Origin of the sequence: Enterococcus sp. H57 (assembly GCF_003112495.1) — a bacterium.
Lineage (GTDB): Bacteria > Bacillota > Bacilli > Lactobacillales > Enterococcaceae > Enterococcus_B > Enterococcus_B faecium.
This window is the reverse complement of the sequence record NZ_BEHC01000015.1, coordinates 1-26,381: the sequence shown is the minus strand read 5'-3', so window position 1 is coordinate 26,381 and position 26,381 is coordinate 1. Positions and strand designations below refer to the sequence as shown.

General features: G+C 37.6%; 25 protein-coding genes, 1 tRNA gene and 1 pseudogene. 6 read left to right on the top strand and 21 right to left on the bottom strand.

Annotated features, from left to right (window positions below; all coding sequences use genetic code 11):
* Window positions 1-88: 88 nt before the first annotated feature.
* From DIZ30_RS04835 to DIZ30_RS04795, 9 genes are all read right to left on the bottom strand, one after another.
* Window positions 89-1,381, bottom strand: coding sequence for a Gfo/Idh/MocA family protein (locus DIZ30_RS04835; protein ID WP_002306874.1), 1,293 nt, complete (start codon window positions 1,379-1,381; stop codon window positions 89-91).
* Window positions 1,378-2,001, bottom strand: coding sequence for a hypothetical protein (locus DIZ30_RS04830; RefSeq protein WP_109023119.1), 624 nt, complete (start codon window positions 1,999-2,001; stop codon window positions 1,378-1,380). The genes DIZ30_RS04835 and DIZ30_RS04830 overlap by 4 nt, the downstream gene beginning before the upstream one ends.
* Before the next feature lie 2 nt (window positions 2,002-2,003).
* On the bottom strand, window positions 2,004-2,840 hold the full coding sequence (locus DIZ30_RS04825) for a carbohydrate ABC transporter permease (RefSeq protein WP_002300540.1): 837 nt from the start codon (window positions 2,838-2,840) through the stop codon (window positions 2,004-2,006).
* A gap of 16 nt (window positions 2,841-2,856) precedes the next feature.
* The gene (locus DIZ30_RS04820) at window positions 2,857-3,744 is read right to left on the bottom strand and encodes a carbohydrate ABC transporter permease (protein WP_002295465.1); all 888 of its coding nucleotides are present in this window, start codon (window positions 3,742-3,744) and stop codon (window positions 2,857-2,859) included.
* 15 nt (window positions 3,745-3,759) lie between these two features.
* Window positions 3,760-5,043, bottom strand: a complete 1,284-nt coding sequence (locus tag DIZ30_RS04815) for an ABC transporter substrate-binding protein (RefSeq protein WP_002289643.1) — start codon at window positions 5,041-5,043, stop codon at window positions 3,760-3,762.
* A 683-nt stretch (window positions 5,044-5,726) separates the two neighbouring features.
* The gene (locus DIZ30_RS04810; RefSeq protein ID WP_002298744.1) at window positions 5,727-6,410 is read right to left on the bottom strand and encodes a hydrolase; all 684 of its coding nucleotides are present in this window, start codon (window positions 6,408-6,410) and stop codon (window positions 5,727-5,729) included.
* Between the two features lie 17 nt (window positions 6,411-6,427).
* Window positions 6,428-7,045: a glycoside hydrolase family 73 protein gene (locus DIZ30_RS04805; RefSeq protein WP_002298743.1), complete on the bottom strand. Its 618-nt coding sequence runs from the start codon at window positions 7,043-7,045 to the stop codon at window positions 6,428-6,430.
* A gap of 9 nt (window positions 7,046-7,054) precedes the next feature.
* Window positions 7,055-7,879, bottom strand: coding sequence for a D-alanyl-D-alanine carboxypeptidase family protein (locus DIZ30_RS04800; RefSeq protein WP_002298742.1), 825 nt, complete (start codon window positions 7,877-7,879; stop codon window positions 7,055-7,057).
* On the bottom strand, window positions 7,872-8,432 hold the full coding sequence (locus DIZ30_RS04795) for a hypothetical protein (protein ID WP_002295457.1): 561 nt from the start codon (window positions 8,430-8,432) through the stop codon (window positions 7,872-7,874). The genes DIZ30_RS04800 and DIZ30_RS04795 overlap by 8 nt, the downstream gene beginning before the upstream one ends.
* 173 nt (window positions 8,433-8,605) lie before the next feature.
* Between DIZ30_RS04795 and DIZ30_RS04790 the strand changes: the two genes are divergently transcribed.
* On the top strand, window positions 8,606-9,562 hold the full coding sequence (locus DIZ30_RS04790) for a Gfo/Idh/MocA family protein (RefSeq protein ID WP_002298741.1): 957 nt from the start codon (window positions 8,606-8,608) through the stop codon (window positions 9,560-9,562).
* 427 nt (window positions 9,563-9,989) lie between these two features.
* On the opposite strand, the gene DIZ30_RS04780 is transcribed toward DIZ30_RS04790, so the two are convergent.
* Window positions 9,990-10,946 (bottom strand): aromatic acid exporter family protein, encoded by a 957-nt coding sequence (locus DIZ30_RS04780; RefSeq protein ID WP_002299760.1) that lies wholly within the window; start codon window positions 10,944-10,946, stop codon window positions 9,990-9,992.
* Window positions 10,947-11,050: 104 nt separating this feature from the next.
* On the opposite strand from DIZ30_RS04780, the gene DIZ30_RS04775 reads away from it, so the two are divergent.
* A complete protein-coding gene (locus DIZ30_RS04775) occupies window positions 11,051-11,653 on the top strand; it encodes an aromatic acid exporter family protein (RefSeq protein ID WP_002295450.1) in 603 nt (200 codons plus the stop codon).
* Window positions 11,654-11,740: 87 nt separating this feature from the next.
* Here the strand turns inward: DIZ30_RS04775 and DIZ30_RS04770 are convergent, their stop codons facing one another.
* Window positions 11,741-13,240 (bottom strand): flotillin family protein, encoded by a 1,500-nt coding sequence (locus DIZ30_RS04770; protein ID WP_002299759.1) that lies wholly within the window; start codon window positions 13,238-13,240, stop codon window positions 11,741-11,743.
* Between the two features lie 15 nt (window positions 13,241-13,255).
* Window positions 13,256-13,780: an NfeD family protein gene (locus tag DIZ30_RS04765; protein WP_002328579.1), complete on the bottom strand. Its 525-nt coding sequence runs from the start codon at window positions 13,778-13,780 to the stop codon at window positions 13,256-13,258.
* Window positions 13,781-13,954: 174 nt separating this feature from the next.
* Between DIZ30_RS04765 and DIZ30_RS13910 the strand changes: the two genes are divergently transcribed.
* Both DIZ30_RS13910 and DIZ30_RS04755 read left to right on the top strand, forming a co-directional pair.
* Entirely contained in the window at window positions 13,955-15,604 is a 1,650-nt protein-coding gene (locus DIZ30_RS13910) for an ATP-binding protein (RefSeq protein ID WP_045135970.1), read from the top strand.
* Entirely contained in the window at window positions 15,573-16,289 is a 717-nt protein-coding gene (locus tag DIZ30_RS04755) for a response regulator (RefSeq protein ID WP_002321172.1), read from the top strand. The genes DIZ30_RS13910 and DIZ30_RS04755 overlap by 32 nt, the downstream gene beginning before the upstream one ends.
* A gap of 101 nt (window positions 16,290-16,390) precedes the next feature.
* On the opposite strand, the gene DIZ30_RS04750 is transcribed toward DIZ30_RS04755, so the two are convergent.
* From DIZ30_RS04750 to DIZ30_RS13505, 6 genes are all read right to left on the bottom strand, one after another.
* Window positions 16,391-17,410: a 2-hydroxyacid dehydrogenase gene (locus tag DIZ30_RS04750; RefSeq protein ID WP_002299757.1), complete on the bottom strand. Its 1,020-nt coding sequence runs from the start codon at window positions 17,408-17,410 to the stop codon at window positions 16,391-16,393.
* 18 nt (window positions 17,411-17,428) lie between these two features.
* Window positions 17,429-18,430, bottom strand: a complete 1,002-nt coding sequence (locus DIZ30_RS04745; RefSeq protein WP_079291926.1) for an AEC family transporter — start codon at window positions 18,428-18,430, stop codon at window positions 17,429-17,431.
* 278 nt (window positions 18,431-18,708) lie between these two features.
* The gene (gene nagA / locus DIZ30_RS04740; protein ID WP_002289803.1) at window positions 18,709-19,857 is read right to left on the bottom strand and encodes an N-acetylglucosamine-6-phosphate deacetylase; all 1,149 of its coding nucleotides are present in this window, start codon (window positions 19,855-19,857) and stop codon (window positions 18,709-18,711) included.
* A gap of 75 nt (window positions 19,858-19,932) precedes the next feature.
* Window positions 19,933-20,769, bottom strand: a complete 837-nt coding sequence (locus DIZ30_RS04735) for a helix-turn-helix domain-containing protein (RefSeq protein WP_002292704.1) — start codon at window positions 20,767-20,769, stop codon at window positions 19,933-19,935.
* A gap of 183 nt (window positions 20,770-20,952) precedes the next feature.
* Window positions 20,953-22,170 (bottom strand): pyridoxal phosphate-dependent aminotransferase, encoded by a 1,218-nt coding sequence (locus DIZ30_RS04730; protein WP_002317674.1) that lies wholly within the window; start codon window positions 22,168-22,170, stop codon window positions 20,953-20,955.
* 148 nt (window positions 22,171-22,318) lie between these two features.
* The gene (locus DIZ30_RS13505) at window positions 22,319-22,498 is read right to left on the bottom strand and encodes a hypothetical protein (RefSeq protein WP_002303756.1); all 180 of its coding nucleotides are present in this window, start codon (window positions 22,496-22,498) and stop codon (window positions 22,319-22,321) included.
* A 54-nt stretch (window positions 22,499-22,552) separates the two neighbouring features.
* On the opposite strand from DIZ30_RS13505, the gene DIZ30_RS04725 reads away from it, so the two are divergent.
* A tRNA-Leu gene (locus DIZ30_RS04725) sits at window positions 22,553-22,636 on the top strand.
* Window positions 22,637-22,875: 239 nt separating this feature from the next.
* Here DIZ30_RS04725 and DIZ30_RS04720 read toward each other — a convergent pair.
* Window positions 22,876-24,246, bottom strand: a complete 1,371-nt coding sequence (locus DIZ30_RS04720; protein ID WP_002327954.1) for a DUF6056 family protein — start codon at window positions 24,244-24,246, stop codon at window positions 22,876-22,878.
* A 92-nt stretch (window positions 24,247-24,338) separates the two neighbouring features.
* On the opposite strand from DIZ30_RS04720, the gene DIZ30_RS13645 reads away from it, so the two are divergent.
* Window positions 24,339-24,689 (top strand): VOC family protein, encoded by a 351-nt coding sequence (locus tag DIZ30_RS13645; protein WP_002317672.1) that lies wholly within the window; start codon window positions 24,339-24,341, stop codon window positions 24,687-24,689.
* Between the two features lie 271 nt (window positions 24,690-24,960).
* Here DIZ30_RS13645 and DIZ30_RS04710 read toward each other — a convergent pair whose 3' ends face one another.
* Together DIZ30_RS04710 and DIZ30_RS13640 are read right to left on the bottom strand one after the other, a co-directional pair.
* The gene (locus DIZ30_RS04710) at window positions 24,961-25,251 is read right to left on the bottom strand and encodes a hypothetical protein (protein ID WP_002295437.1); all 291 of its coding nucleotides are present in this window, start codon (window positions 25,249-25,251) and stop codon (window positions 24,961-24,963) included.
* Between the two features lie 207 nt (window positions 25,252-25,458).
* Window positions 25,459-26,151: pseudogene (locus tag DIZ30_RS13640) on the bottom strand (DNA-directed RNA polymerase subunit omega).
* Between the last annotated feature and the right edge of the window lie 230 nt (window positions 26,152-26,381).

Genomic DNA, 26,381 nt, shown 5'->3' with positions numbered 1-26,381 from the left:
TTCCGAATAAATAGTGTTCAAAAGACAGCCTATCGGCAATAAGGCAAGATTTTATAAACTACGGGAAGTAATTTCCGTAAATCTATTCTTATTCTTTTAAGCTGACAAGCTCGTCAATCACTACTGCTTTTCCTGAAGCAATAGAATGATTTGCTGCGATTCCTGTCAAAATCGACAAAATACCATCTACGTGAGTTGCTGCCCGATTCCACGGATCTTCTTCTTTTTCTTCACCAAATAGATCATCTAATAAACGCGGATCTCCTCCGCCATGTCCGCCCGCTTCTTGTTCGACGATTACCTCATATGGCTCACCGAACATCGGATAGACATGGATGGACTGAAGAACGGCTGCTCCTTCATCCTTTTTATCTCCACCTGCATTGATGTAAGACTTTTCGATCACTTTCATTTCGATCCGTCCTTTGCTGCCATTGAAAGAAACATTGAATCCTTCCCACGGCATATACGCGTTTAGCGAATACGTCAAAATCGCACCAGTTTCATATTTGACCGTTACGCCTAGTGTATCTTCAATAGAGATATCATCGGAAAATACACTGCGGTCACGAATATATCCACTGTCTTTTTCTGCTTCTAAATACATTTCTCGCAATTCCTCATTGGCTGACAGGTCTATAGCAAATGGATCAGCTTTAGCTAGTTCGCTTCCATAGCATCGACTGTAAAATGTTTCTACTCCGCGTTTCTCCGCATTATGCATCCCATAAAAGTTTAATCCACCGAATGCAAATACCTTTTGGGGACGGCTGTTCAACCAAAAATTCACTAGATCAAAATGATGGGTAGATTTATGAACAAGAAGCCCGCCGCTATTGTGCTTATTTCGATGCCATCTTCTGAAATAATCTGCCCCGTGTTGCGTATTTAACAGCCATTCGAAGTGGATAGAAAACACATCACCAATCACATCACTTTCTATCAGTTCCTTTATCTTCGTGTGATACGGTGCATAACGATAATTAAAAGTGACTCGCAGGCTTCTTCCCGTCTGTTTTTGGACCGTTATTATTTCTTGAGCTTTTTCCTCATCGATAGTCAGAGGTTTTTCGCAAATAACATCATATCCTTTTTTCATTGCACGAATGATATAATCATGATGCGTTCGATCTACTGACGTAATAATGACTTCAGCCGGCCGTACGTCATCCAGTAGTTGCTCAAATTGTGATGGCATACATGTCTTTACTTTTTTCTGTCCATACTTGTTCACAAGTATCCGATTTGCATAATCCATCCTTGTTTGAGATACATCACAAAAACCGACTAGTTCACAAGTTTGATGATACGTAGAGGCAATTGCCTCATAAAAAAAACGCGCTCTCCCACCAAGTCCGACTTGTACATATTTTTTCTTCATTTAAAGTCATTCTCCTTTTCTTTTAAGCAAAATACTGTGACAAATGGCAGCCCTGGATACAGTAATGCAGTGAGTAAAAAATCATGCTGTATACACCAGAACTGTCCATACAAAAGGCATAAATACCACAGAAACCCCTTGACGTTTTTTGACAACAGCCAGATATTCCTTTTGATCAAATAAACAAGACTATCTGCTTTATCTTCTTTGCAGATATCAATTAGCGTACTAAAAAAACTATGGGATACAAAAAGCAACAGACACAATAGAAAAGGAATCAGATACCAAGCTCCAATCTTTCCCACTAATAAATACCAATCAACTGCAAAAATAATGACAAACAGCTGAAACAACGTAATGATGAAACACATCCGTTTGATTTTTCCTTTCCTCCAACATACCTTTTTTTCTGCCAAGTAATGGACAGATAGATAATAAGAAGGATACATCATCAAAAAATAAATCAGATAGACAACACGAGCAGACAGCACTAATCCTAAAGTGAACAAACATCCTAGAACTAAAGCGAAAAGAGCATTACTGATAAGACTGGTTAAAAAAATCCGACAGACATAGTAGTTGAGCTTGTAAAGAAACATCTCTTCTATTGGCTTTCTCATATTCAGCCCTTCAGACCGCTTGTACTGATCCCCTGGACAAGATATTTATTGAAGAATAAGAAAATCAGAAAAACCGGTAGCAGCGACAACGTAGACATCGCAAACATACTCGCGTAAGTCGTACTAGATCCAGCGTCTGCAAATAATTTGATGGCAATCGATACCGTGTAAGATCTCGGCTTGTTTAAATAAATCAATGGTCCCATGAAGTCGTCCCATTTCCAATAAAACTGGATGATGATCGTCGTGATGATCGAAGGTTTCAGCAAAGGAAAAATAATTTTGGTAAAGACACTATACTTGCTGCATCCGTCAATAATCGCTGATTCATCTAACTCTTTGGGGATGCTGACCATGAATTGCATGATCTGGTAAATGAAAAATGCTTGTCCAAAAAAATGTGGTAAAATCAGCGGCACATACGTCCCAACCAAATTCAGCCGATTGTAAATAATAAACTGCGGAATCAAAATCACTTGTGCAGGAATCATCATCGTTACTAACATGACGACGAACCAGAATCTTTTTCCTTTGAAATCGATTCTCGATAATGCGTAAGCAATACAAGTCGAGCTCAGAACTGTCCCTATCGTCGAAACTGCAGAGATGACAAACGAATTCCTAAAGAAAGTAAAAAATGAAATTCCAGCAAACCCCGCCCATCCTTTTGCGTAATTTTCCCATTGAAAAGTCTCTGGAATCAAATTCAGCGAACCACTCAGAATCTCTTGATCCGTTTTAAAAGAACCTGCGATCATCCATAAGACCGGATAAATCATGACTAGACCTAATAGCAAAATAAAACCGTATTGAAACCATTTCGTTACTGTATTATTCATTTCTTCCTCCTCTCATTCACACAACGACCCATTTTTTTGATGATTTGAAAATCAGAAAGGTGACAGCTCCCATAATCAACAGCATGATCCACGAAATAGCACTAGCATACCCCATAGAATTAAAAGAAAAAGCTTGGTTATACACATAAAGAGCATAAAAGTTCGTGGCATCATTCGGACCACCTTGGGTAATGATAAATGCCTGCGTAAAAGTCATAAACGCCGCGATTGTCTGCATAACCAAGTTATACAAAATGATCGGCGAAAGAAGAGGTAACGTGATCTTGTAAAACGTCTGCCATTTGTTCGCTCCATCGATCTCTGCCGCTTCATAATACGAGCCTGGGATCTCTTTGATACCTGCAGCAAAGATGATCATTGCCGAACCGAATTGCCAAGCAGACATCAAAACAAGAGGGATCATGACCAGTTTTTGATCGCTAAACCAGGAAAGCGCAGGTGCGCCTAATCGTTCCAGGAAAATATTCACTAACCCGTTTTTAGAAAACAACTCCCGCCAAACTAGAGCGATAGAAATACTGCCACCGATCAAACTAGGCACATAATACAAAGAACGAAAGAAAGTCGTTCCTTTGATATTCCTCGTTAAAAGATAAGCAATCAATAGACCAAAGATCAGTTTCACAGGTACAGATGCAAATACATAGAGAAAAGTGACTCGGATGGAGTTCAAAAAACGGGCATCACTCAGCATCTTTATATAATTATCCAAGCCGATCCATGAGACTGGATTTCCCAAACGATAATCGGTGAACGAATAATAAAGTGACAAGATCATCGGTATCACTGTTATCAATAGAAATCCTAGGATGAATGGAGAAGCAAATACGTAACCGACCACATTGTCTTGATCCAAGAACCGTTTTAGTTTTTCTTTTTTCATGCCTTCCTCCTGCTGCTATCCTAGAATGTTTGACGCAAACTCATAAAGACTCTCTGCTGCTTCTTCTGCTGTTACTTCTTCATAAATGACTTTTTCAACTAAAAGATTGTATTGGTCTTGAATTTCCGGATTCAAAGCACTATCAAAGACATTCACTTCGCCGTTGTCCATATCGGAAATCATTTCTAAATAATCAAATGTCGCTTGCAAAGTTGCATCATCTGCACGAGCGAGCTGTTCTCGAATATTCGACATGATTGGTACACCACGTTCTCCTTTTAAAATTTCATTGGCTTCTTCACTGTTTTGAAAGAAATCAATAAACTTAGCAGCTTCTTCTTTATGGGCTGAGCTTTTTGCCATACTCAGCATTTGCGAAGAACGTAAAGGGATACCAGATTCTCCATCTGCTTTTCTGCGAGGTGGATTAATCAACTGAATCTCCATATCTTCAGGAGCCCCTGACAATATTTCTGTCAACTGGTTACTTGATAGAAACACCATTGCCGCTTCTCTATCCCTAACCGCCTGAAAAGACAGATCCGTCGTACTTGCAGCTCCACCACCTGGTTCTGGATGGGCCCCTTTGTCTACCAGATTTTTACGCAGCTGGAAAAAATCTGTTAGATAGTCTGGATTTTCAAATCCCAAGCTGTTAGATAGATCTTCCCGATTATAAAAATTCAATCCTTTCTCAACTTGTGGTATTTGAATAATACAGCCAGCTATAAAATCTTCGAATCTTGAAATAGCATAGATTCCTAATTCTTCAGTGATTTGATAGCTGATTTGTTCAAATTCATCCCATGTCCAATTTGAAGCTGGTTCAGGGATATTTAATTGTTCAAATATATTTTTATTGTAAGCAATCGCAAACGAATTCACCCCGTTAGACAGTCCAACTAATTGCCCGTCGTAAGTCGTCGTTGCTAAATAGGATTCATCTGCATTAGAAATATCAATTATCCCTTGCTCCACATATTCATCTAATGGTTCAATCTGATTGATGTATTGAGGAAATTGATTGTTCAGTTGGAAAATGTCCCAGATATCATCTGATGCTGCTAGTGTACCTAATTTTGTGTAATATCCTTCATAATCATAAAATTCATAATCGATCGTCACATGGGGATTTTTTTCTTCATAAAGCTCGATTACTTTTACTGTTGCATCGTGTCGGACTTGCGAACCCCACCAAGCCATGTTCAGCGTGATTTTTTTGTCATCTTCTTGCCCACAAGCCGTCAAGAAGAATAACATAACACTTAAAGCTAAGATGATTCTCATTCTTTTCTTCATTCTCTGCACCTCTACTTCCATTGTTATTTTTCAATATACTGTATTTTTATACAGAACATATTTATTAAACGATCTTTTTCAAGGGGAATAAAAACCAAGACTTGCCTTATCGTTCTGCCTAGGATGAACAACTCAATACTTTCAAGGAAAATTAGATAGTGCTGATTCTTCTTTCATCGCTAAAAACACTTCTTGCTTCAATGATGGGAGGATAATTACGCAAAGAAAAAAGGATATCAGACAACTGTCCAATATCCTTGACATAGCTAAATAAGCATGCTTCTTCGTGTACGCTCTTCCCTAAAAAACAGAAAAATAACTAGTAATTCTGTATGAAATTAGGTACAATATACACGTCGATGCACAAGCATTGACTATGGCAACTTGATTGGTCAGTTCCCGCTGACTTTTCAAGCCCCGACAATTTAGCTGCTACTAAATTGTCGGGTGCCTTTTTTTAGTTTTTATTCGTTTTTCATTCTATAGAAAGCGCTTCAATAAATCAAGACATTTTTTTGTTAGAATGCTAATAATAACAAAAGGTTTTAACTCTTCTTATGTACATTACAGATAAAAAAACAAAAAAATTTCTCTTTTTTTTGAATTCTGAACAAATAGTACTGGAGTACAAAAGACGAGGAAGAGCCACTATCTGCTCTTCCTCGTCTTTTGATTCTCACCTGTTATTCATGATTCTTTTTCTCAGTTTCCCGATATTTTTCCATTTTACGACTAAAAAGTTCTCCGCTACTTGGTGGCGTATATGTGATGGCATTTGCTCCTGCTTGAATGGTCTCAGCAATACTTTCTTCCGTTGGACCACCTGTCGCAATGATAGGAAGTTCAGGATATTTTTTACGAAAATGGCGTACTGCTTCTGCAGTTTCTTTACCTGCACTGATATTGATAATCGAAATACCAGCTGCTAACTTTTCATCTATTTCTGTATATTTCGACGTTACCGTACTGATAACTGGAATATCAACTACTCGACAAACTTCTTTTACTGTCTCTAAAGGCGTAGGACCGTTCAAAACGACCCCTAACGAACCTTGCGCTTCTGCGAACATGCTCATGTAGGAAGAACGAGTACCTTGTGTCAAACCACCACCTACACCAGAGAAAACTGGAATGTCAGCTGCCTCAATAATGCTTTTAGTAATCGCTGGATGAGGTGTAAAAGGATACACAGCAATTACTGCATTCGCATTTGTATTACGTATGATCGCAATATCCGTAGTAAAGATGATGGAACGGATCAATTTTCCAAATATCTTGATCCCGCTTGCTTCTAAAATGATTTCCGGTACTCTTACGATATCTTTTCTCAATTCCGTCATGATTTCTGGCGTAAATTGTTCTGCCATCAGCCACTTCTCCTTTGCTATCTCCGGTCATACTGATTCAATTGATACGTCTCGATGACCTGGATGATTTTTTGCGCATAACCGGGGTCTGTCGCATAACCTGCATCTTGCAATGCTTGTGCGGCTTCCTGATAGTTGGTGGCCGTAATCACTTTTTCATACAGCGCAGGATTCCAATCTACTCCTTGGACGAACAGTTGTGTATGGTCATCCATGGACTGTTCCCATGAATCATACACTTTGAAGTCTCCTTGGATAGTTATCCATTCTTCGTTAACAAATTCCTTTGTTTCCAGGCTTACTTTCTTCTGATCCCCATAAGCCTTGATCCCGAAAAGATTATTGTATTTGCTAGCCAAGGTACTTTTTCCCCAATTTGATTCTAATATAGCTTGTCCTAAAATGATACTAGGAAGCACTCCATAACCATCTTGTAGTTCTTGGGCATGCGGAACAAGCCGTTCAATAAATTTCTGATGGGATTGCGCTTCATTTTCTTGCTGATTATCAGTAAAAGGAGAAGACAGATTCTTCAAGGAAAAAACAAAGGCTAAGAGTATCACTGCTACACCGGCAACCACTGCTGGCCAACGGATATTCTTGCGCTTTTGCTTTTTCCACTTTTTTTTCGCCATGATCAATTCCTACTTTTCATTTAATTCATTCAGATATTCTTCTAGCGTCAATTGGTGTTTGGTGATATACTCAGCATTTTCTTTACCGACATAACGTAAGTGCCAAGGTTCATATGTGATCTTAGTTATATCTTCGTGTCCTTTTGGATAACGAACGATAAATCCATACTGCGCAGCATTATCTGCGATCCATTTAGCTCCAGGCTGATCTCCGTAACTTGCATCCAATACAGTAGAAGGATAACTGTTGTACCAGTTTTGATCGACGACATCGACTGCCAGACCTGTGTGGTGTTCGCTGTATCCTGGCTCCGTAATCGTCTCTTTAGTAATCTTTGTCGCCTCCTCTTCTGATACACCTTGACGACTCATCACATCTTGGACATTTTGTTTGAAAACTTGTTGTTGGGATGATACAGACCGGTAAGCTGAGACCATCACTAATGGAAATCCAGCTGCTTCAGCTGCCTTAGCAAATGCTTCATATTCTGGAGCAATGCGTTTGTCGATCAAGTATCCGTTACTTAATGATGCCAATTGAGTAGACTCATCGATTTCTTTTTCTAATTTGTGATCTGGACCAACCAAAACTAGCTTCCAATCGTCTGTTTTAACATCTGGCAATTGTTTGGACGTACGATCTTTTGTTTCTTTGTCCTTTACCTTGCTGCTGGTTGTTTGATTGTTCTTTTCTTTACTAGCAGTTGTTTTGGTGCTTGTTCGTTCGACTGCTTGATTGCCGGCTTGAACATGCGAATCATCATCGCTAAAAATAACATAGCCCATTGCTGCGATCATAATCACAACTGCTCCAAATCCTAAAAATTTATTCACTTGAAAAATCCTTTCGTTGTTCTTCACGTTCCCCATTCGCCTCATGAACGTAAGTTTCTTCCAGATTTTCATTCACCCAATCGAGAAGTTCGATTTTTTCTCCTTCGATCTGTTTTTGAACATCTGCTGGCAGACGAAAATTCAAAATATCATCATAGCCCCATTCATCATATTGAATACTTACTTTCAAGTCAAGGTATCTACCAGCCTGCTGATTATTTTTCAAAGGGATCAGCTCGACTTTTGCTGCTTTGCTGCTAAGCCATTTTTGCGCGATGCGTGTTTTGATTTGCTTGTACTCTGCAACGGCAACGTTTCGTTTTTCGGGAAAAATAATCGTTTGACGCAAAATCTTTTGCGTTAGCATCCATTCATAATCAGTGAAAAGATTTTTTACTTTCTGCATCGCTTCAGATGGCAGGTTTTTCTCGCCATCTTTCCATTTTTGCCATTGTTCTGGACTGATCAGCAAGTATTCATCTAAAAAATTTTTTTCAGTTTCAAACTGTTCTAATAATACACTCATAATAAGATCAATATATACTTGATGCACGTTTATCCCCTCCTTTTAACTATTCTACTTAAGTTTTGATCAAAAAGCACCTCTTAAATCGCTGCTTTCATTTTTTTTAATGTTTCAAGTCCTCTCCTCTTTATTCTTCGTGATTTTTGTTATAATAATAGACAGACAAGAAACTCAATCCAATTATGAAGGAGCGTTTTCAGATGAAAAAATATCAATGGGGAATCGTTGGTCTTGGTACCATCGCACATGAGTTTGCCGAAAGCTTCAATCAAGAGACGAGCGAACTAACAGCAGTTGCTTCCAGAACTTCAGAAAAAGCGGAAAACTTCGCTCACCGTTACAATATTCCAAAAGCTTACGGAAGCTATCAAGAAATGTTAGACGATGCTGAAATCGACATCGTGTACATTGCTGTACCAAATAGACAGCATATCGACCATATCTTGGCAGCATTGGAAGCAGGCAAACACGTTCTATGTGAAAAAGCCATCACGATGAATAAAAAAGAACTGGCTGACGCTATGCGCTTAGCAGAAGAAAAGAATTTGATCTTAGCAGAAGCGATGACAATCTTCAACATGCCACTTTATCAGCAGTTACGCTCAATAATGGATACAGGAAAACTGGGGGCTTTAAAAATGATCCAAGCACCTTTCGGCAGTTACAAAGAACCAGACCCTAAAAACCGGTTCTTCAATCCAGAATTAGCTGGAGGAGCACTGTTGGATATCGGTACGTATGCTGTATCTTTCGCTCGTTTCTTTTTGAGCTCTCAACCTGAAGTAGTTGCCTCTACAATGGTTCCTTTTGAAACAGGCGTGGACGAACAATCAGTCACTATCTTGCGTAACAAAGAAAATGAACTTGCTGCTGTCAGCTTGACTTTTCAGGCAAAAATGCCAAAAGTCGGTATCGTTGCCTTTGAGAACGGTTATGTGACGATTGCTGATTACCCGCGTGCTGATCGTGCGGAGATCTTATTTACAGATGGTACAAAGGAATTCATCGAAAGCGGGAATACATCTGAAGCAATGAATTACGAAATAAAGAATATGATACACATGATTGAAGGTGACTTGCCCAATCGCTCTCTCTTCTTGACAAAAGATGTCATCGAAATCTTGGATCAAATGCAAGTTCTATGGAAAAATATGTAATTTTAAAAGGTTGTGAAAAAGCTGTTCTGCATCAAGTAATAAGAACAGTCAAACAAAAATAGCTCCTCCTATTTTTCGTTTGGCTGGACTTATTACCGCAGATGCAAGCTTTTGAACACCGTTTAAGAAAGAGGTCGTGAGCCTGCCGTTCAGCTCCGAGTCACAAGGAGCAATTTCAAAAAACAGCTTCTCATGTTTGTTGAATATTGTAACTTGTGACCGAGGAGTTGACAGGAGAACACCGTTTAAGGAAGAGGTCGTGAGCCTGCCGTTCAGCTCCGAGTCACAAGGAGCAATTTCAAAAAACAGCTTCTCATGTTTGTTGAATATTGTGACTTGTGACCGAGGAGTTGACAGGAGAACACCGTTTAAAGAAGAGGTTGTGAACTCAGCTTTTTGACCTGAATATTAGCTGAATTCACAACCTCTATTTTTGGATTTTTTGTTGGGAGAATTCTGCCTTGATTTCAATAAAACTTTTAAAAGACTGCAAAAACTGGAACAATTCTGCTCGATCCTCGAATTCAGGGCGACTAGTCGGCAGAGGCATTTGCCGATACAATACATAAACTTCTTCAATACGTGCTAAAATTTGTCTGCCATCATTTGACTCTGAAAATGTTTCTGCAGTATAAATCAATAAACCATAGATATGTTTTCCATAATAAGCTGGTTGCTGGATTCTCTCTAGATTTTCCAGCATGTCTTTAATCACATTGGCCTGTGCTCTTCTCATAGAGAAGTAAGTTTCGTAGTATAGCGGCTGTCTGAGCCAGTAGTTTTCTTGATGTTCTCTGGCATCTTCTTGGCTTTCGCGAATGAATGTCAGTAAACGTTCGCATTTGATCTGCACATCTTCTTTATTTTCTGATAAAAGAAATTCTGCCATTTGTCTCAAAATATTTCGAAATTCTTTTTCGATCTGTATTTGGTTTTCCTTCAGCTGCTTCGTACGATCTGGCATGTAAACATTTGCAAGCAAAGCAAATACTAATCCAATCGCCATTAATCCCGCTTCATTGCCGATCAGCTGCCAAGACATGTTTTCCTCCACTAAATAATGAGTGACCAAAACCGAATTTACTACGATCCCTTCGGTTAATTTGAAGCGAGAGGCAAGCGGGATGAACAGGAATAAAAAAAGACTGAAGCCAAAAATAGTATACCCAACAGCAAAAAAACTGAACAGTGCTGTTGCCGTAGCTAATATAAAGGCTGCGATTCGATTCATGCCCGTACGCAATGTAGAGCGCTTGGTATTTCCTACACTTAATAATGCAATGATCCCTGCAGCTGGCCAATACAACAGCGATAAGCTACCCGCTGTGACCATCGAAAAGAAGACACTGATCACTGTTTTGACTGTTCGCATTCCTATACGCATTTACTTCCCCCTTTTTTTATTTTAATTATACTTGAATAATGAAAAACTAGCTATCAGACAAAAGTTTAGGTATGATAGTAAAAAGACCAAAAAGGAGAATCTCTATGCAATTTGGCCGTTTTCGACTAGGTATGCGTACGATCAAAAGTGCCTTAGCTGTTTTTTTATGTATCTTGTTTTTTCATTTGACTCAACGAGGAATCCCGATGATTGCTGCATTATCTGCTGTTTTTTCTTTGCGTCAGGACTTGACTACAACCGTTTCTTTTGGAAAGTCTAGGATCATCGGCAATACATTAGGTGGTACATTAGCTATCATTTATTTTTTTGTCAAAAGCTATTTTCACAATGATTTTTTGGTAGAATTGATCTTGCTTCCTATTCTAGTTATTATTGTGATCGTCGTGTCAGATGGTATTAACAATAATTCCGGTATCATTTCCGCAATCGCTACGTTGTTGCTGATTGCGTTGAGCATCCCTCAAGGCGAATCCGCTTTGTATGCTATCCAACGTGTACTAGATACTTTTATAGGGACATTCATTGCAATCGGTATCAATTTCTTTCTTCGTCCTCCTGAAACAGAAAAGAAGGAAGAACTATCAGAAGATTTGGTCGAACTCCAAAAGAAAGAACGATTGCTAAGAACAAATTTACAAGAGATAGAAGCTAAGATCCAAAAACAAAAGAAAAATAGCGAGGACTAATTTTCTTTTGCAATAAAATAAAAAAATGGAGAGAAGAACTTTAAAAAGTCTTCCTCCATTTTTGATTGAACGGTGAAGTGTACTATTTTATTCTTCATTCATCGAGTTTTGTTCTGCCTCTTTTGGCGCTTCATACATATTTACTTGGCTAGTAGTCCCACGTGTCGACAAATTCTCTACGATTTCCTTCAAGTCAAGTCCTGTTGTCGCTTTTAGTGTTTCTTGAGTAGAAGAAAGCAAATTTGTGGCATAATTTGTCACTCGGTTCGCTCCACTGGTTTCTCCTGAACTGCTTCCTGTATCGACAACAGAGATTTTTTCGATATTTCCTAGCGGCTGTGCTGCTTCGCGCATCAATTGCGGTAGCATATCGATAACCATACTCAAGACAGCTGCTTCGCCATATTCCTTGAAGGCATTGGCGATCTTTTGTTTTGCTTCGGCTTCGGCTTTTCCTTTTGCTAGTGCTGCTTCGGCTTCTGCTTGTCCAGCTAAACGTGTCTTATTGGCTTCCGCTTCTGCCAGTGCTTCCACACGGAATCGTTCTGCTTCGGCTTCAGTCACTTCTTTGACTTTTTGAGCTTGTGCTTCTTGTTCTTTAGCGTACCGATCGGCATCTGCTTTTTTCTTCACTTCCGAATCATATTGCTTTTCACGACGTGTGATTTCTTTTTCTTCCAGTTCGATTTGTTTTTGACGTTCTACGATTTTAATCTGCATTTCCTGTTCGATTACTTGTTGTTGTGCTCGGGCACTTTCTAAATTGTAGGCTTGGTCTGCTTTTGCTTTAGCAACATCTTGTTCTTGTTTGTAGGTTGCTAATTTCAGTTCTTTTTCTTTTAATGATTCTGCGATCTCTGTTTGTCGCTGTAATTCAGCTGCTTGTGATTCTTTTTCTGCTTGAGCTTTTTTGATACGCGTTTCTTTTAGAGCTTCCGCTTCTGCTATATCTGCATCTCTTTTGACTTGGGCGATTCTTGGTTTCCCTAAAGAGTCAAGATAACCGTTTTTGTCTCTGACCTCTTTGATAGTGAAAGAAACGATGATCAACCCCATTTTTGCAAGGTCTACAGAAGCGACTTCTTGTACGCTTTGACTGAACTTATCGCGATTTTGATAGATTTCTTCTACAGTCATAGAACCAAGAATCGAGCGCAAGTGTCCTTCTAATACTTCTCTTGCTTCATTTTCCAGTTCTTCTCTTGTCTTGCCTAAAAACTGTTCTGCTGCTGTAGCAATCTCTTCTACAGATGAACCGATTTTGATGATCGAAGTACCATCACACATCACCGGTACGCCTTGTTCCGTATACACTTCAGGGGTGGAGACGTCCAATTTACTCGATAATAGACTGATCCGATTCGAACGTTGAAAAACTGGCAAGACGAATGCGCCACCTCCACGCACAATTTTGATTTTGTTATTGCTTTCATCAATGTGCACATTTTTGCTTCCTAAATAACTTCCACTGATGATCAACGCTTCATCCGGTTTTGCTGTCTGGTACTTCGCTACAAAGACGATCAGCAACATCAGTAAAATCAAAGCTGCGATTGCGATCGCGATAAAAACAACTGGTATTTCCATTTAACACACGCTCCTTTAAGCTTTTATCATGCTTTCATAAGGCATGACATAACAGATTCTTTCCTTGATCTCAATGATCAATACTTTCGTTCCCCGCTCAGCTGTCTGTTCTTGGGGGCTGTAAAAACAAGCTGGACGACTAATGGAACCGGTAACACTTTTCAACTGAATTTCTCCCATACCTCGTACAGGGATCGGTGTGATCACAACAGCTACTTGTCCTTCCAGAGTTTTTTCAGAAGACGAAATCGTTGATTCGGCATGTTTCATCGGCATCAATATATAGAAATTAAGCAAAAATACCAACACTATCGATATGCCTCCACTAGCAATAAATAAAAATAAAGATGATTGATCTGTTAAACGCTCACCTAGAAAACCAAACAAGCTTGTGAAAGTTAACCAAGGGATAATAAGCATCGGATCAAGCGGGCCATCAAAATCGAATACATCTCCAAAAATAATCAATAGGACTGCCAATCCTGCACAAATCAGCAATGTATACCAATAAATCGTCTCAAGTGCGATTCCCCCTATCATATACACGCCTCCTTCCATTTCTACGTCTATCATACCAATGTTTGAAAATTCTGTATAGCTTCTTTTACCGACTCAGTGGTGTTTTTTATAGGAAGGTTGTGTTTATCGTTGACAATTTGTTAAATTTTTGTTTTCATGTTAAAATTTTCACAATAAATTCTTTCGAGGTAGCCTATGTTTCCTTTTTTTAAGAAAAAACCATTAAAGCTCCAGAACACGATCATCCTTGTCGTTTGTTTCTCCACATTCGTTTCTTTGATTGTTTCTGCCATATTGATCAGGAATTTTATTCTTTCGATGAACCGATCTAGTGTGTCAGATAAAATCTCTAGCATTGCTAAAATCGTTGCCAATGATAAACTCATCCAAAAAAAGCTGCAGACTGGTGACCCGACACATGCGATTCAAGGAATAACAAATGAAATCATGATTGCATCGAATTTAGATTTTATCGTGGTCATGGACCCTGAAGGCATTCGATATTCTCACGCAGACCCAAGTTACATCGGTCTTCCTTTCTCAAGTCATGAAGATGTGAAAAAAGTGATTGGAGGACAAGAATTTTTCTCTGAAAAAGAAGGAATGTTAGGGTTCGGCTTCCGCTATTTCGTTCCTATTTATTACAATCAAGAGATTATTGGTGCAGTTTGTGTTGGCTTAACAAACAACACGATTGACAATCAAGTCAAAGATGGACAAAAAATGATTGTTTTTTCATTGATTATCGGACTTAGCGTAGGCATCATAGGCGCCGTTTTTCTTGCCCAAAAAATGAAAAAAGTACTGCTTGGACTTGAACCACAAGAAATAGCAGAACAGTTAAGTGAAAAAACGATTATCGAAAATGAAGTAGATGAAGGAATCTTAGCCATCTCTTCTGATAAAACTATCCTCTTGATCAATACACCTGCAAAAAACATTTTCTACCAAACAGAGCAGCTATTGGATTTCGAAGTAGGAAAAAAAATCAGTGATAATCTATATGACGTTTTGTTTAAAGAGACGATTGAGCATCAAACGACCGTTCGGACTCAATCCATGTATTTAAATGGGATAGAAACTATTTCTAGCGTTACACCTCTTTTTAGCAATGACCGTTTTTTAGGAGCAGTCGCAACTTTACGAAATCGATCAGAAGTAATGAAATTAATGGAGGAGCTTGGGGGGACGAAACAATATATAAACTCCATGAGAGCTCAAACCCATGAATTCATGAATAAACTTCATGTCATTTCTGGTTTGATTGATTTGAAGAAGTATGAAGAAGTCACCCATTTTATCCAGCAGCTAAATCAAAATTATAAAAAAGAGATTGGCCAAGTCTCAAGTCTGATCAAAGTTCCTGCAATTGCCGGTTTTTTATTAGGCAAAATAAACGAAGCCAAAGAACAATCTGTTGAAATGCTGTTAGAAACCGATTCTTTTATCCCTAAAATGGAGATGGATGACTCCATCCATTCACTTTTGCAAGTGTTAGGGAACTTACTTGATAATGCAAAAGAAGCCGTGCTACAAAAACATGAAAGAAACGGACAGGTCCGGATTCATTTAAACTATGACACAGAAGCTGAAGTATTCATCGTGACCGTCTGCGATGACGGTGTCGGGATATCAGAAGAAATCTCAGAAAAAATATTTACGCTAGGTTTTTCGACGAAGGGAATCAATCGTGGGTTTGGGTTGAATCTCATCCATTCAATCGTCAAACGCCACGGTGGATTTTTAGAATTTTCCAAACAAACAAATGGCGGTACAATCGTCTATCTAGAATTACCAAAAAAGGAAGATCAAAATGATGACAAATGTCCTGATAATCGAAGATGATCCAATGGTTGCAGAATTGAATCGTACTTTTGTGGAAAGCATCCCTAATATGAACGTAATCGAAAGTTTCAGAAATGTAGAAGAAGGAAAAAAATATTTCAGACAAAAAAACGCAGATCTGCTGCTGCTTGATGTATACATGCCTGGCGAAAGTGGTATCCATTTTTTATCTTGGCTTAGACAGCAAGGAAATGATATCCCAGTGATTTTGATCACTGCTGCAGATGATATCGAAACCATAAAGAATGTGATCCGCTACGGTGCCTTAGATTATTTGATCAAACCGTTCACTTTGCAACGTTTTCAGCTGGCGATCGAAAAGTATCTTGCTTTCTCTCAGACAATCCAAACGACTGAAAAAGCCGATCAGAAATTGATCGATCAAGTATTCAACCACACCACTCCCATTCACGAAATACCATCATTCATCGATTTGCCTAAAGGTCTGTCAAAACTGACTTTAAAAAAAATAAGTGCATTTATTCTAAAAGAAGATACTATTTTTTCAACAAAAGAACTGGCTCAAAAAAGCTCACTGTCACGTATATCAGTCAAGAAATATTTGAATTTTTTGGTAGAACAAGATATATTGAACGAAAGAATCAAATATTTGGAAATCGGCCGGCCGCTAACCTGTTATGAATTGACAAAGAATGGGCGGAAAAAGCTCACAGATTACTGTTGAGTCATCGAATTATCCCATACAAAATAGTCCAAGTATACAGAAGTAACAACTGTTTACTTGGACTATTTTTAAACATTTTATTGACGAATATCCATGTTTTCTTATCTTAATTGACGGGCTTTAGGAAGAGATACCTCATTTTTCGTTTTTCCAGTTTCTATTATTTCACGAAAGTTCTCGAAACTTGTCGAAATCATATTTGATAATGCCTCATCTGTATTTGAACCTACATGCGGGGTTACAAGAACTCTAGGGTACATTTCTACTAATTGCTGGATAGCAGGGTCTGGAATCGTCTCCCATGGCTTGAAGGATCGGAAAAAAACCTCTGTTTCATTTGCAAAAACATCGGTTGCAAAACCAGCTAAATGATTGCTTTTCAAAGCTCTTAAAATAGCTTCATTATCTTGAAGCTCTCCACGGGCTGTATTGATCAAGATGCTGCCTTTTTTCATTTGAGCTAAAAATCCTTCATTGATCATTTGATCGTTTTCACCTGGGATATGAGGTACATGAATACTGACGATATCGCTTTTGGCTAATAACTCTTCAAGCGAGTGGAACGTCAATACTTTTTTAGCAGCTTCTGTCTGATGAATATCGTAGCCGATAACTTTGGCTCCTAGTCCCTTAAACAAAACAGCTTCCGTCAACCCTATCCTGCCTGTTCCTATGATCCCTACTGTGCAATTTCTGATTTCACGACTAAACATTTGCTCATCCACTCGAAAATCTTTGAAAGATGTTCGGATCGTCGTATACGCAGTATTTCTCAAAAGCATCATGGCAAAAGTCAAAGATAACTCTGCTATCGCATTTGGCGAATACGATGGTACACGGGCTACTGTCATACCAAAATCAGCTGCCGCTTGTAGATCGATATGATTGACTCCCACAGTCCGTGTAAAAACATAACAAATCCCATATTCCTGCATTTTTGCAAGATTGGTCTCATCTGCTATACAATTTCCCCTCAACAATACAGCATCATGGTCCTTTGCTGACACGATATTGTCATGTGTCAACAGTTCTTCATAAAGACTGAGATCATAATGGTAAATATTCAATTTTTCAAAAAAATCTATCTCGTTCGGACGAACACCGTAACATGCGATTCTCATACTTTCTTCCTCCATTTCTTATGAAAATAAACCTATGCCATGAATCATTTGTAATACAACGATCCATACAGGTGTCAGTACCACAGCAAAAATAGTTGACAGTAAGGATGCATTGGAGGCTAAAAGTGCCTCCCTATCAAAACTGATAGCATAGGCTGCTGCCACTGTTGCAGCTGGTGTAGCCATCATGATAACGATTGTTGCCAGTGCTTCAAAATTGACTGGTAGAATATTCGTTGCCGTCAAAACTGCTAGAATCACGATATTCAATGCAGGTACAAATACCACTTTGACTAGACTGTAATACCATGAAGTTTTTTCAGATGCAGCTTTTTTGAAGCTTACTTCACCTAATGTTGCGCCGATTGCTAGCCACGCCAATGGTGAACTTAAACCAGCTAAATAATCCATCGGCTGAAATAGCCACGGTGCAGTCTGGTCAATTCGCAAAAACGCTACTTGGCTTATCTCTCCTTCTGCACCTGTAACTGACACTTGTGGCAGATACCCTTGGAACAGCCAAATGAAAAGGCCGGCAAAAGTAGCGATAATGATTGGATTGACGAACATCGCTTTGATATTTTTAGCTTCCATCTTCAAGCCACTCATTTTTATGTATCCATAAGAATACAAAAAGATTCGGTAGCCAATATTGAAAATTGAGGAATACATCACGCCGACAGGACCATAAATCGCACTGACGATAGGCGTTCCGAAAAAGGTCGTAGAACCAAAGATCGTCAGGACACGCAACGTTGTTTGCTTATCCCCTTTATAGCTTAAGAAAAAAGGTTTTGAAACTAGAATAAGAATAATATAAATAACTAATCCCCAAATCAAGACATTGATTCCTTGCATCAGTAATTCTGTATTGATATCTTGCATGAAAGCTCGAAATGCCAGTGCTGGCAAAGCCACTGTTAAGACGACTTTCGATAGAATTTTTCCAACAGATTCAGAAAAAATCCCCTTTTTTCTACAAACAAACCCTAATAATATAATAAAAACTGTTGAAGTGATTGCACTGACAATCGACATATCTGTCAAAGTCGATCGAAAAATGTCAAATAAGTTCATCTTTCTCCTCCTAATTATGTTCATTTATTCACAATAAAAAAACGCTTTTATTTTGCTAATACGTATTAACATTTTTAATTTTATCTTTACATTGTTACTTATTGAACAATAGGAAATTAAAGAAACTTTTGAAACTTATGTAAAGTGATTTTTACTAGAACACAAAAAAAACCTTAAAACCAAACTTAAGAAGTTTAGTTTTAAGGTTAACTTAAATTATATTATGCGTGGAAACGTTCCACGCCATCTAGATAAGTTGCTTCCAATGTCATATCAGGGTTCAATACGATAAAGTCTGCATCGCGTCCTTGAGCGATTTTTCCACATGTATCATCGATTTTACAGCTGATTGCTGGAATCAGACTAGCCATCATGACTGCTTGTTCTGGTGTTGCTAATCCCCAATCTACAACATTTTTAATTGCTTCTTTCAATTTCAATATACTTCCAGCTAAGTTGCCAGATTCTAGACGTGCTGTTCCTTCTTTTACTACTACTGGAAATTCGCCTAAATTGTAATTTCCATCAGGCATCCCACCGGCCATCATACAGTCTGTAATTAATGCGACATGATCATGTCCTGCTTTTTCCATTAGGATTCCCGCAGCATTTGGATGTACATGATGGCCATCACAAATCAATTCAGAAAAGACATGTTCTAAAGATAATAACGCACCCACCATACCTGGTTCGCGATGATTCAATCCACGCATACCATTGAAAGCATGGACAAATACACTGGCGCCAGCTTCAACAGCTTTTTGCGCTTCTTCTAGCGTAGCGTTACTGTGACCTAGAGAAACAACTACTCCTTCTTCAGTCACTTGTTTGACAAACTCTTCTACACCTTGACGTTCCGGTGCTAAAGCAATTTTTTTGATTAAACCGCCTGAAGCTTCTTGCCATTCATGGAAAGTATCCAAATCAGGATCCCCGAAATAACTTGGGTTTTGTGCCCCTTTGTGTTCTTCTGTGAAGAAAGGACCTTCAAAATAGATTCCTTTGATTTTAGCTCCTGGTGCTTCCTGATACATTTTGCCGATTGTCTCAGCTACATCTTTTAAACGTTCTTTGCTTGACGTCAATGTTGTTGGTAAAAATGAAGTCACTCCACAAGATAACAGACCTTCAGACATCACTTTGATGCCTTCTGCATCATTATCCATTACATCATGATTCATATAGCCGTGAATATGTGTATCTACCAAACCAGGAGCAATCCATTTGCCGCTTTGGTCAATGATGTTGACTTCTCCCTCAGGTAGTTCTTTGGTGTATTCACCAAAAAGTCCATCGGTAATTTCAAGATAGCCTGCATGTTTGACACCTGACGCTAAAAAGAATTTGTCAGCATAGATAAAAGTTCTCATTCTATTCTCTCCCTTTGTTTTTCTACCTCTAAAGTACTCTTATTTAGAGAAGAAGTCAAGAATGGTCTACACCATTTACAAATTTTTTGAAATTTGTTTCACAGCTTGTGCTAAGCCTTCATAGAATGCTGCTCTTTCTGGTTCTTCTTTACGCTTGTATATTAAGCTTTTAAGCACAAATAAATCATTGAGGTAATAGTAGCTATTCTTCTCTTGAGCCCAATAGATTCCTTGATTCACCTGTTCTAACGCTTCGTCGATTTCATTTTGATGGAATAAGAAATTTCCATAATTATAAAAAATTTGCGAAAATTCACTTTTTGATCGTTCGTCAGCTGATTGGTGCAACAGTTGAATGCTTCGACTCAAATAATAGCGTGCTTCAGCCGTTTTTCCTGCAACACCATATATTTTTCCAATGCAACTGATCAGTTGTATTTCTGTGTCAGAAACATGGATTCTTTCTTTTTGGCTAGAGTAGCTTAATGCTTCTTTCAAATAATAAAGGGACTGAGAGATATTTTGACGCAACGTGAATTCGCAAACACCGAGATAATAATAATAGCGTTGAAAGTCAGTTGCTTGATACAGATTTTCAGAAATATCAGAAGATTTTAGTACTTGTTCTAACTTCCGATAATCACGTTTTTGGAAACAACTATCCAACAGTTCAAATAATTTATCGTTTGTCCGAGTAGTTTTTCGAGAGAGATTCATCACATGATCAATCGTTACCCCTAGCCGTTGACAAATCTGCATCATCACCAATACATTCGGCAGTTCCTCATTATTTTCGATCCGACTTAATACACTTTGTGAACAAATATCTTGCGAAAGCATTTTTTGCGTCATTTTTTGTTCTTTTCGAATCTCTTTAATGATCGTGCCAAAGGACTCGATTAACGTTTCCATAAGTATCCTCCCCAAAATATGCGTATTCGCATTCTATTCGTATTTTACTTTAGGAAGTCGCAAACTTCAAGAAAAGACTTGCAACTAAATAATATACTTTAGTTATTTAAGAAAACTCCACTAGAAAGAGAGCCTCAGTGTGTTTGTCTGTGGCCCTCCTACTGAAAAATTTGGTTTTTAAAATCATTTTTGGCGATAGGTTGCTAGGAATTCTCTCATTTTCTTAGCTGTTTGTTTCAAATCATCCATTTTAGGAAGATAAACGATTCGAAAATGATCTGGCTGGTTCCAATTAAATCCACCACCATGTACAAGTAGAATATGATGTTCATGTAAAAAGTCCAAAACGAATTTTTCATCATCCAAAATATTGAATCGCTTTGTATCAATTTTTGGGAATATATAAAAAGCAGCTTTTGGTTTTACGGCTGAAAGACCAGGAATATCATTGATTGCATTATAGATATATTCTCTTTGTTCATAGATCCTTCCGCCTGGCAGGAGCAGCTCATCGACACTTTGATAACCGCCTAGCGCGGTTTGGATAATTTGCTGAGACAATACATTGGAACACAAACGCATGGAGGACAACATATTCAGCCCTTCTATATAGCCTTTAACGTGTGACTTATCTCCACTTAGGACCATCCAGCCTACTCGAAATCCTGCTACACGATGAGATTTGGATAGACCATTCAGCGTAACAACGAACAAATCAGGCGCTAATGTAGCAATCGGAATATGTTCTAGACCATCCATCACTAAGCGATCATAGATTTCGTCGGAATAAATAATCAGGTTATTTTGTCGAGCTACTTCAACGATTTCTTCTAATAATTCTTTTGGATAAAGTGCCCCAGTAGGATTATTAGGATTAATGATAACAATAGCTTTTGTCCGACTCGTTATTTTTGATGTGATATCATCAATATCAGGATACCATTCTGCCTCTTCATCGCAAATATAATGAACAGGTGTGCCTCCAGCTAATGCAATAGAAGCCGTCCACAACGGATAGTCCGGCATTGGAACCAGTACTTCATCTCCATTGTCCAGCAACCCCTGCATACACATCGTGATCAATTCGCTCACTCCGTTGCCGGTGTAGATATCATTGATCGTCACATTCGGAAAATGTTTCAGTTGGCAATATTGCTCAATTGCTTTTCTAGCAGAAAAGATCCCCTTGGAATCTGAGTAGCCTTCTGAGTCACGGGCATTCATGATCAAATCACGAATGACTTCGTTTGGTGCTTCAAATCCAAAAGGTGCGGGATTTCCCGTGTTCAATTTTAAAATACTAATGCCCTCTTCTTGCATCCGCTCCGCTTCTTCTAGAACGGGACCGCGAACATCGTAACTGACACCTTCTAATTTGTTGGATTTTTCAAATTCTCTCATCACTTAGCCAATCCCTCATTTCAAAAAGTTAGAACTTTCCAAATTTTTTGTTATTTACTATTTCAATATCATACTCCATCCTAGAAAATTTTGCCACTTATTTAGGAAAAACGTAAGTATTAAAAAAACACAAACAAGCGTTAAGAACTTAATTGTCATGATAGTCATTCCATAGATTCGCTGCCCAATCCATTGCAATTCCACAAATGATTCCTAGCATAAAACCAAGCAAAAAACGTCCGAATGCAAGTCCAATCAATACACCTAAGATCATTCCCAGTCCTGAAAATTCTCCGTCATATTTCTCCATCTTAATAAGTCCTCCCATTTTTGAGCTTGACAACTATGTAAAACCTCGCTATCATTATTGTGTTATTATTACGCAGATGTGTTGGAATTGGCAGACAAGCATGATTGAGGGTCATGTGAGCGTTAGCTCGTGTGGGTTCGAGTCCCATCATCTGCACTACAACTCGTGAAGTTAATTTTGCTTCACGAGTTTTTTTGTTTGAACGTTTCTTTATGCCATTATATACATATCACTGTATCCTTTACAAAAAGAACGTACAATCATGTAAACAGCCTGAGGTGAGTATATGAAGGTCGGAAACAAGCTACTCGTAGAAACTTGCAAGTGTTAAAACAATTAATCGAAAAACGAGTAAAATCCCTCACCTAATACTAGAGCGAGGGATTTTTTGTATATTATCTGTTTATCACCGTTATTATAAAGGTACAAATACCAAGCACGGTTAATCCAAATTGCATAAATTCATTTTTTTGTAAACTCATGCTTTTCATTAGCTCTTTAACTGCCATTAGTACTAAGATGGCGATAACAACATAAAGTATATAGTACGTCCGCATTCCGGAAGCCCATACTGTGGGAGAAAATCCCATAATTAACCTTGAACAAAATCCCATTATCATCAAAATAACTAAAAAAATAGAAGTTTTCTTATTGTCAAAACTTAAATAAATTCCAACAATTAAACATAGTAATAATGCCAAGACTACTAAAGTAGCTATCCAAGTACCTGGATAAAAAAGTGACAGTTTCGTTCCTAACTCTGTAAAGAGATTATTCAGGTTACTACTACTCCAAATCATTGCCCTTTTATTTCCATTGACGTAAGTAAAGCTTTGACCCATTGTATTACCAAAATAAATAATCAGGTTTAAGAAAAACGGTAATGCAGTCAATATACGCACATAATAGTTTTGACATTTCCTATATGTTAGAAGGAAAATTAAGAAAAATAGCAATAAAAATAAGATATTCATGTCTAAAAAAAACGGCTTTCCAAATGATGAAATACCTAAATCTAACTTATTAAGAAAGTTGAAATTTTTATATTCAGGAAACCATTTATTAATTTCATGTGCAGCACGTAATGCATTCCCTGGAGTTGTCAAAGAGAAAATTAATTCTGCTAAGCTTATTATTGAAAATACTGATAACTTATAATTATATCGTCCATTGACAATCAAATATAAACTAACTATACTTGTTAGAACAAAAAAACAGGCGTTGACTTGTTCTTGATTAGTTAAAAATATCAATAAAGGAATACTTACCCAATATATTTTTCTATTTATTTCTTCTCCTCTTAAGAGTTGAAAAAACGGATAAAAAGTTAGTAAACTAAATGCTACTGGCCACTGATAGTTCAAGGTGGTTGCTCTCCAACCGGTTTCCCCCATTACTGTCAATGGTATTAAACAGTATATAGAGCAAACCAATAATAAATTTTTAACATTTATTTTCTCAAAAACATACTTGCAAAGTAATACTACAATTCCTAACATAATCGTAGAATTTAATAATTTCCATAGCATAAAGTGTTTAGAAAAGAACATTAAGAATAGTTCTATAATAATTCTTGAACTCCATGTCTTATAATGTTCTATCGAAGCACCCAAATAGCCAAGTTCATCTAATCTACTTGCATAAACTACGTCATCCGCTCTCATAGTCGGCATATACATATTAAAGAGTAAAAAGATACCCCAAATCCCTATTAGTAACAAGATCAGTTCTTTGTTATTCGTTATTTTTCTATTATGTTTGTTCATTTTTATACTCCTTCTTATATTTCCTAATAGAGTATAACATAGCTTTAAGCATTACTTAAAGATAACTTAAAAGTTATCTTTTAAATACTTAATTGTTAAATACCTTATTTGATGCAAAAGAAATCTACGATAGTCAACAAAAAAAATTTTCATTATATCCAGAAAAATTTTTCTTAGTTAAGGACCTATGGATTGCAGTAATGCAGAATTCGTCGAATAAACTGCCAAAGACATACAATCATATTGCTTTTAAAATTGACGAACAAGATATAGATTCGTTTGTCTCAAAAATCCAAATGTTAGGTTTAACTGTCGAACCAGGACGTTCTCGTGTGAAAGACGAGGCTTCTTCAATTTACTTTTACGACTATGATAATCACCTCTTCGAGTTACATACCGGTACTCTCCAGGAACGTTTAAAATCCTACAATTCCACTACCTGAGACTAGTAATGACTAGTCTCTTTTTATGGCCTCTGATCCCCCCATTGAGCGAATACTAATAGGGCTTCGAATTGATCTGTTCAATCTTTAAGCAATATCCCTCAAATGAGTTTGGAAAGTTTAGTGATTCATCACAAATACTTAAATACATGTAGTTATATATAGATTGAGGTTCTTGTGAGCGTATGCTCGTGTGGGTTCAAATCCCATCGTCTGCATCCATCTTTCCAAAACAAGCGGCTAGGACATTTTTGTCTCAGCCGCTTGTTTTCTAGTTTATTCTTTCATCTTGTCGGACCTTTTTTCTTGGGTATAGACTTTTCTCATATTCTACCACAATTTTGGGTTTCCCTAACACATGATAGGATCTCACAACAAATTGCTTTCTATTATTATAATAACCTGTAACGACTAACTTCATCCCTTCGTCTACTTCAGCTAGGAAGTTCAAACTATGGGAAGCAATCAAACAATTGACCCCATTTAAACTGAAACGGATCAACGGTCTGGCACTAACTTGCAAAGTACGGATCTTATCTACTGTTCCATATTTTTTCTCCATAACCTTCACCTCAATACCATTATACGAACATACATTCCCTTTGTAAAGAAGAAACTCTGTTTTATCTTTTTGACTTTTTGTCTATTACCTTTCTTAAAATCATATTGGCACTTCCTGCGAAGATGAAGGACATGTACTAAAAAAAAGAGGCAGCAGTATAGATTACTGTTGCTTCTTTACTAATTTAGGTTTACTTGTTAAGAAAGATTATTTACGCAAATGTTCTTCAACAATTTGCTGAGATTTATCAGCTGTATCTTCCACTTCATCTTTTGCTTTTTCTAACTTTTGAATATATTGTTTCAAGCTTGAGTTTTCAGCAGTTGCTTCGTCTAATTTCTTTTGTGTATCTGTTAACTGAGTTTCTACATTTGTTTTTTCTTGTGTCAGTGTTGCGATTTGTTGATTCAAACCATTTACAGTATTTTGTAATTCTGAAAGTTTTGCTTGTGCTTCTTGTAGTCTTGCTGTCCAATCTGCATTCAGATGATTGATTTCATCATTTTTTTAGTTGATCTCATCTAGTTTGACATTGATTTCATTTTGTTTGCTTTGTAGTTGTGCATCCTTGCTGACTAATTGACTTTCTAAGTTTTGTTTTTCTGCTGCCGATTGATTTTTTTGGTTTTCTAATTCATTTACTTTTGTTTGGTATTCTTGGACATCTGCCTTTGAATCTTGCAATGTCTGTTCTTTTTGTGCTAGTCGAGCGGTAAGATCTGTAATCGCTTGCTCTTTATCTGTCAATGTATGATCAAGCTGTGTCAGATTCTCATTGATTGTATCAATATCTGTCTCTCCACCCCACAAAATAATTTCATTTGCGTACCGCGTGCCTGTGTAGCCAATTAGACATAGAAATGCAACGACAATCCCACCAGTAATAAATTTCTTTTTCATTTGCATAGCTCCTTAATCCAATACTTTTACATACTAAAAGTAAGTGATCTCAAACACAATGTCAAGCGTTTTTAAATTACATATGTAATTTTAATATAAATACTATCAAATACTCATTTAATCCTCCTTTTTTATCTATCGCCGATTGTAAAATTAAGCTAGACAACTAAAAAAGTCATTTGTGCTACACTCAAAATAGTTCCGACCAAAGAATTATAAGGAGTGAGTAC